General features: G+C 70.7%; 5 protein-coding genes. 4 read left to right on the forward strand and 1 reads right to left on the reverse strand.

From position 1 onward, the window contains the following. The first annotated feature begins 179 nt into the window (after positions 1 to 179). Complete coding sequence (locus AC3EO7_RS16565) at positions 180 to 2,207, forward strand: SDR family oxidoreductase (protein WP_431970416.1); 2,028 nt, start codon at positions 180 to 182, stop codon at positions 2,205 to 2,207. 13 nt (positions 2,208 to 2,220) lie between these two features. On the opposite strand, the gene sigJ is transcribed toward AC3EO7_RS16565, so the two are convergent. Continuing rightward, a complete protein-coding gene (gene sigJ, locus AC3EO7_RS16570; RefSeq protein WP_435591660.1) occupies positions 2,221 to 3,144 on the reverse strand; it encodes an RNA polymerase sigma factor SigJ in 924 nt (307 codons plus the stop codon). Positions 3,145 to 3,321: 177 nt separating this feature from the next. Here sigJ and AC3EO7_RS16575 point away from each other — a divergent pair, with 177 nt between their 5' ends. From AC3EO7_RS16575 to AC3EO7_RS16585, 3 genes are read left to right on the forward strand one after another with little or no spacing between them, the layout of a single operon-like run. Further along, positions 3,322 to 4,431: an amidohydrolase family protein gene (locus AC3EO7_RS16575; RefSeq protein WP_435591661.1), complete on the forward strand. Its 1,110-nt coding sequence runs from the start codon at positions 3,322 to 3,324 to the stop codon at positions 4,429 to 4,431. Between the two features lie 30 nt (positions 4,432 to 4,461). Beyond that, positions 4,462 to 4,848, forward strand: a complete 387-nt coding sequence (locus tag AC3EO7_RS16580) for a hypothetical protein (RefSeq protein WP_435591662.1) — start codon at positions 4,462 to 4,464, stop codon at positions 4,846 to 4,848. 5 nt (positions 4,849 to 4,853) lie between these two features. Continuing rightward, on the forward strand, positions 4,854 to 6,410 hold the full coding sequence (locus AC3EO7_RS16585) for a multicopper oxidase family protein (protein ID WP_435591663.1): 1,557 nt from the start codon (positions 4,854 to 4,856) through the stop codon (positions 6,408 to 6,410). The last annotated feature ends 87 nt before the right edge of the window (positions 6,411 to 6,497 follow it).

Below are 6,497 nucleotides of genomic sequence, written 5' to 3' on the forward strand. Positions count from 1 at the left end.
CGATCAGCTTGCCCCGCCGACGCTGAACCGATTACAGTTTCCTATAAGTCAGGACGAAGGTGTTCCTACTTTCGGCCCGACCGCTGTCACCGGGGGCCGATTCGTTGACTCCGCATTCACCGCCGCATGCCGGATCAATGGTGCGCGACAACAGGTTCGAGTGAACAGCAGGAGGGACGATGGTCTCGTACATCGTGACGGGCGGAACCGGATTTCTGGGTCGACGGGTCGTGCAAGGGCTGCTGGATACCGATCCCGAAGCGATCATCCACGTGCTCGTCCGCGCCGAATCGTTAGCCAAGTTCACGGAATTGGCCGAGGGCTGGCACGGCGGCGAACGCGTCTTCGCCCTGGTCGGCGATCTCACCGCCGAGCGGCTCGGCCTGCGTGATCAGGCGCCGAAGGCCGATCACGTGATCCATCTGGGCGCGGTCTACGACATGACCGCCGACGAACACACCGCGCACGCCGCCAACGTGGCGGGCACCCGCTCGGTGATCGCGCTGGCTCGAGAGCTCGACGCGGTGCTGCACCACGTGTCCTCGGTCGCGGTCGCCGGCGACCACAAGGGCAAGTTCTTCGAGGAGGATTTCGACCTCGGCCAGAACCTGACCTCCCCGTACCACCGCACCAAATTCGTCGCTGAACAGCTGGTTCGCGAGTCGCGCGGGGTGCGCTGGCGGGTGTATCGACCGGCGATCGTGGTCGGCGACTCCCGCACCGGCGAGATGGACAAGATCGACGGCCCGTACTACTTCTTCTCCGCCATCGCCAAGCTCGCGGCCCTGCCGTCCGACCTGCCGATGCCGCTGCCCGACCTGGGCGCCACCAACATCGTCCCGGTCGACTACGTCGCGGCGGCCATGGTGGAGCTGGTGCGCAAGTCCGGCCTCGACGGCCGCACCTTCCACCTGGTGAACCCGCGGCCGCAGCCGTTCGACGCCGTGTACGGCGCACTCGCCGCGGCGGCGGGCGCACCCGCAGGCATCGGCCCCGTGCCGGGCAGCGGGCTGGCGCTGCACGGTCTCGCGCAGCTGCCCGGCGTGCCCGCGGTCCGCGATTTCCTGTTGGCGCAGTTGGGAATTCCCCCGGAGGTCGCGCCGCACACGTCCTTCTCCTCGGAGTTCGTCTCGGACTCCACGCAGGCCCAGTTGCGCGGCAGCGGCTTGTCGGTGCCGTCGTTCGAGAGCTACGCCGCGCGGCTGTGGCAGTACTGGCGCGCGAACCTGGATCCGAACCGGGACCGCCCGGCCGACAGCGGCGACCCGCTGTCCGGACGGATCGTGCTCATCACCGGAGCCTCCTCCGGCATCGGCCTGGCCACCGCGCACGCCGTGGCACGGCGCGGCGCCACCGTGCTCATGGTGGCGCGCGGCCGCGCCGACCTGCTCGCCGCGGCCGAGTCGGTGCGCGCGGAAGGCGGGGCGGCGCATACCTATCCGTGCGACATCACCGACCCCGAGGCCGTCGACGGCCTGGTGAGCGCGGTGCTCGCCGACCACGGCCACGTCGACTACCTGGTGAACAACGCGGGCCGCTCGATCCGCCGTGCGGTGGCGAACTCCACCGACCGGATGCACGATTTCGAGCGGACCATGGCGGTGAACTACTTCGGCGCGGTGCGGCTCATCCTCGGCCTGCTGCCGTCGATGCGGGCGCGGCGTTTCGGTCACATCGTCAACATCTCCTCCATCGCGGTGCAGACCAAGGTCCCGCGCTTCGCCGCCTACGTGGCCAGCAAGTCGGCGCTGGACAACTTCAGCGAGATCGCCGCCGTCGAGAACCGGGACGCGGGCATCACCTTCACCTCGGTGCGGATGCCGCTCGTGCGCACCCCGATGATCGCGCCGACCGACCTGTACCGCTCGCTGCCGGTGCCGGATCCCGACCGGGCCGCGGCCATCGTGGTGCGGGCGCTGGAGGACCGGCCGCACCGCATCGACACCCCGGTCGGCACCTTCGCCCAGGCGGTCGATCTGCTGATGCCTTCGGTGAAGCGCACGATCATGCATCAGGGCTTCCGCATGTTCGGCGAATCGCATGCGGCACAGGGCGTCTCGACCGAGGTCCCGGTTTCCCCCGGCGCCGCGGAGGACAGCTCGGGGCGCGGCCCGCTCACCCTTCTCGCGCCGGTGCTGCTGCCGCTGATGGCACTGCCGAACCCGGCGGCCAAGGTCGCGCGGGTGGTGCCCGGCCTGCAGTGGTAGACCGGGCCGCGGCTCAGCGGATGTGCGTCAGCTTGTCCGGATTGGTGACCGAGTAGATGCCGCGCACGGTGTCCTCGGCGGTCACGTCCAGCACGACGACGGCCAGCGGGGCGTCGCCGTCGAAGAGCACCGCGCACGGATCGGTGCTGACGGCCCGGTACCGAACCCGGTAGCCGGGCCGCAGCCCGCGCGCCACGTCGGCGAACAACCGCGCCACCGCGCCCGCTCCGTGCACCGGGCGCAGGCTGGTCGCGGGGCCGCGCTCGCCGCCGTCGGTCCACAGTGTGACGTCGGGGGCGAGGACGGCGAGCAGGTCCTCGAGGTCGCCGCCCATCGCCGCTTCGACGAACCGTTCGGTCACCCGGCGCCGCGCCTTCGGATCGGCGTGCCCGCGCGGACGACGGGCTTGCGCGTGACCGCGGGCGCGGTGCGCGATCTGGCGCACCGCCGCCGGTGTGCGCCCGAGGATCTCGGCGATCTCGGTGTGCGGGTACCCGAACACCTCGTGCAGCACGAACACCGCGCGCTCCAGCGGGGTCAGCGATTCGAGGAGCACCAGCAGCGCCATCGAGAACGCCTCGGTGCGCACCACGCGGTCGGCGGCGTCGGGCTCGGGTTCGATCTCGCGCACCACTGGCTCCGGAAGCCATTGTCCGACATAGGTTTCCCGTCTCCGGATCATCGCGTTGCGCCGCGCGAGCGCCTGATTCACGGCCACCCGCACCAGGTAGGCGCGCGGGTTGGCGATCTCCTCGGCCGACAGCGCCGTATTGCGCGGCGCCAGCGACAGCCAGGTCTCCTGTAGCACGTCCTCGGTGTCGGCGACGCTGCCGAGCATCGTGTAGACCACCGAGAACAGCAGCTCGCGGTGTCGCACGAACACTTCTGTCGCGGCATCGGTATCCATGGCGCTGGCGCCCGCGGGCCGGTGTTCCATCACATCTCCCTGTCTACGCTCGCTCGTCTCGAGCATGAGAGGGCCGCGCCGCATCGGGGTGTGACGCGGCGCGGCCATCGAGTGATCCATCTCACTCGAATGTCACACTCGCGCCTCTCCCGCGACTCCTGAGGTCCGTACGCGGCGCCCTGCCGCCGAGAACGAAGGAGAGCACCCATGCGCACCGTGATTCGCGACGTCCGACTGTTCGACGGGGAGAAGACCAGCACCGACGCCACCGTGCTGATCGTCGACGACCGCATCGCCGACTACGACGGCGGCACCGCCGACATCGAGATCGACGGCGCGGGAAAGACCTTGCTGCCGGGATTGATCGACGCGCACACCCACGTGTTCGGCGACGACCTGGCCGAGGCGCTGCGCCACGGCGTCACGACCGAACTGGACATGTTCTGCCTGCCGAATCACCTCCCCGCCCAGCGGGCGCTGGCCGCCGAGCGGGACGACGTCGCCGACTTCCGCAGCGCGGGCACCCTCGCGACCGCGCCAGGCGGACATCCGAGCCAGCTGCTCACAGCGCCCGGGATGGACGCGCTCGATGTCGCGCCGTTCGACACCATCGAGCGCCCGGATCAGGCCGAGGATTTCGTGCGCGCCCGCATCGCCGAGGGCGTGGACTACCTCAAGATCGTCGTCGACGACGGGGCGGTGCACGGCACGCGGCTTCCCGTGCTCGGCGCGGACACCGCGGCGGCGCTGGTCACCGCGGCGCACGCGGCAGGGTTGCGCGTCCTCGCGCACGCCGTCACCGCCGCCGAGGTGCGCATCGCACTGGACGCGGGAGTCGACGGGCTCGCGCACGTGTGGACGGACGAGGACACCGCGCTCGTCGATCGCGTCGCCGCGCAGGGTGTCTTCGTCGTCTCCACGCTGGTGTACTTCGCCGCGATCGGCGATCCGTCGGCACAGGCACCGGACTGCGCACGGACCGGAACACTCGACGGCGCCACCCGGGTCGCGCGCGCACTGCACCGCGCGGGCGTTCCGCTGCTGGCCGGTACCGACGCCACGCCGTTCGTCCCCGCGCACGGCGTCGACCTGCACACCGAACTGCGCATGCTCACCGAGGCGGGACTCACGCCGGAGCAGGCCCTCGCCGCGGCGACCAGCCTGCCCGCCCGGCATTTCGGGCTCGCCGACCGCGGCCGGATCGCGCCGGGGCTGCGCGCCGACCTGCTGCTGGTCGACGGAGATCCCACCACCGACATCACGGCGACAACCGCGCTCGCGGAGGTCTGGCGGCGCGGCGTGCGCCGGGCCCGCTGATCCCGCTTCATCCTTCCGGTAGGAGAATTCGTGACCGAATCCCTTGCTCCGCCCCGCTTCTGGCCACTGGCGCTGTTTCGAGCCTGCACCGCCGTCGCGGCGCTGCTCGTGCTGAGCCAGGCGCTGCTGGCGGGCGAGTTCTTGTCCGGGCACTTCGAGGCGCTGGCGGCGCACGGCCGCAACGGCGGCATCGTGGCGCTGTGCATGGTGCTCCAAACGGTCGGCGCGATCCTGTTGTGGCGCTTGGGCTCCGGCCCTTCGTGGCCGGTGCGGACCGGTGTCGTGCAGACGGCCATCGCGGGTGCGCTCATCCCGCTGGGTGAACAGCGGATCCTCGCGGTGCATGTGCCGCTGGCCGTGGGGCTGTCGATCGGCACCGCGCTGCTGACAGCTTGGGCGTGGCGGTGGCGTCCGTGAACCGAATGAGCCGACGCGGATTCCTGGCGGCCGGGGCGGGCCTGGGCGTTGCGGCGACCTTGGGCGCGGCGGGCGTCCGGGGCGGCCTGCTGCTCACGCCAGGACAACCCGGCCGCGCGCTGCCGAGCGCGGCGCCCCTGCCACCGGCCTTCCAGGCGCCGCTGCCCGTCCCCGCCGTCCTCGCACCGGTGCGCAGCGACGCGGAAGCGGACTACTACGAAATCGTCCAGCGCGAAACGGATCTGGAGATCCTGCCCGGTCTGCGGACACCGGCCTGGACCTACGGCGGAAGCTTTCCCGGTCCGACCATCCTGGCGCGATCCGGCCGTCGGTCGGTGGTGCGCCACCGCAACGAATTACCGCACCCGGTGGTCGTGCACCTGCACGGCGGGCACACCCCGGCCGACAGCGACGGCTACCCGATGGACGTCATCCTCCCGCACGGTGCGGCCGCGGCCACGAGCGTGCACCACGGCGGCCACGGCGCACCTGCGGCCGGGTACACGATCTCCCACGGCGAGCGCGACTATCACTATCCGAACGACCAACGCGCGGCGACACTCTGGTATCACGACCACCGGCACGGCTTCACCGGTCCGGCGGTCTGGCGCGGACTCGCCGGGTTCCACCTGATCACCGACGACGAGGAGGCCGCGCTCGGGCTGCCCACCGGCGACCGCGACATTCCACTGATGATCGCCGATCGCTCGTTCGCCGAGGACGGTTCCTTCGCCTATCCGCAAGCCGATCCGGCGCTGCACACCCCCGGCGTCACCGATGCGTACATGAACGGTGTGCTCGGCGACGTCGTGCTGGTCAACGGCGCACCGTGGCCGCGCCTCGAGGTCGATCCGCTGCACTATCGGTTCCGGCTGTTGAACGGTTCCAACGCCCGCCGCTATCGCCTGGCGCTGGATCCGCCGCCGGGCGGTGGCGGGTTCGTCCAGATCGGTAGCGACGGCGGGCTTCTCGAACGACCCGTCGCCCACGACACGATCGACCTCTCCCCCGGCGAACGGGTCGACGTCGTCGTGGATTTCGCGCTCTACCGTCCGGGAACGCGGGTGCTGATGCGCAACGAGTTCGGGACCGGACGCACCGCCGAGGTCATGTGCTTCGACCTCACCGGGTCACCGCGGCGCGACGACAGCACCGTCCCCGAGCGGCTGAGCCGGATCGCCGCGCTGGACCCGAGCGCGGCGGTCGCGGTGCGCACCTTCCATTTTCAGCTGCGCGAACACGGCTGGGCCGTCAACGGCAGGCTCTACGCACCGGGCGAGCCGCTGGCCAGGCCGAAGCTCGGCTCGGTCGAGATCTGGCGTTTTCTCACCGATTTCCACCACCCGGTGCACGTCCACCTCGATCCGTTCCAGGTGATCGGGCGCAACAACCGCGCACCCGGCCGATTCGACGCGGGCTGGAAGGACACCGTCGACCTGCGTCCCGCGGAGGCGGTCGAGGTCGCGGTGCGCTTCACCGACTATCCCGGCCCGTTCATGCTGCACTGCCACAATCTCGAGCACGAGGACATGGCGATGATGGCCGACTTCGTCACCGAATGACCCGAATTCGGTTCGTGGACAGCAGCATTCACTGCGGCGAGCGTGCACACAAGTGTCGGGGGGGGGGGGGTGGTCCAGCTCTACCCC

The organism is Nocardia sp. bgisy118 (genome assembly GCF_057708605.1).

What these genes read in the sequence shown, in the direction of transcription:
- AC3EO7_RS16585 (WP_435591663.1), top strand. Translation starts at nt 4,854, where the DNA reads ATGAGCCGACGCGGATTCCTGGCGGCCGGGGCGGGCCTGGGCGTTGCG.
- AC3EO7_RS16575 (WP_435591661.1), top strand. Translation starts at nt 3,322, where the DNA reads ATGCGCACCGTGATTCGCGACGTCCGACTGTTCGACGGGGAGAAGACC.
- AC3EO7_RS16565 (WP_431970416.1), top strand. Translation starts at nt 180, where the DNA reads ATGGTCTCGTACATCGTGACGGGCGGAACCGGATTTCTGGGTCGACGG.
- sigJ (WP_435591660.1), bottom strand. Translation starts at nt 3,144, where the DNA reads ATGGAACACCGGCCCGCGGGCGCCAGCGCCATGGATACCGATGCCGCG.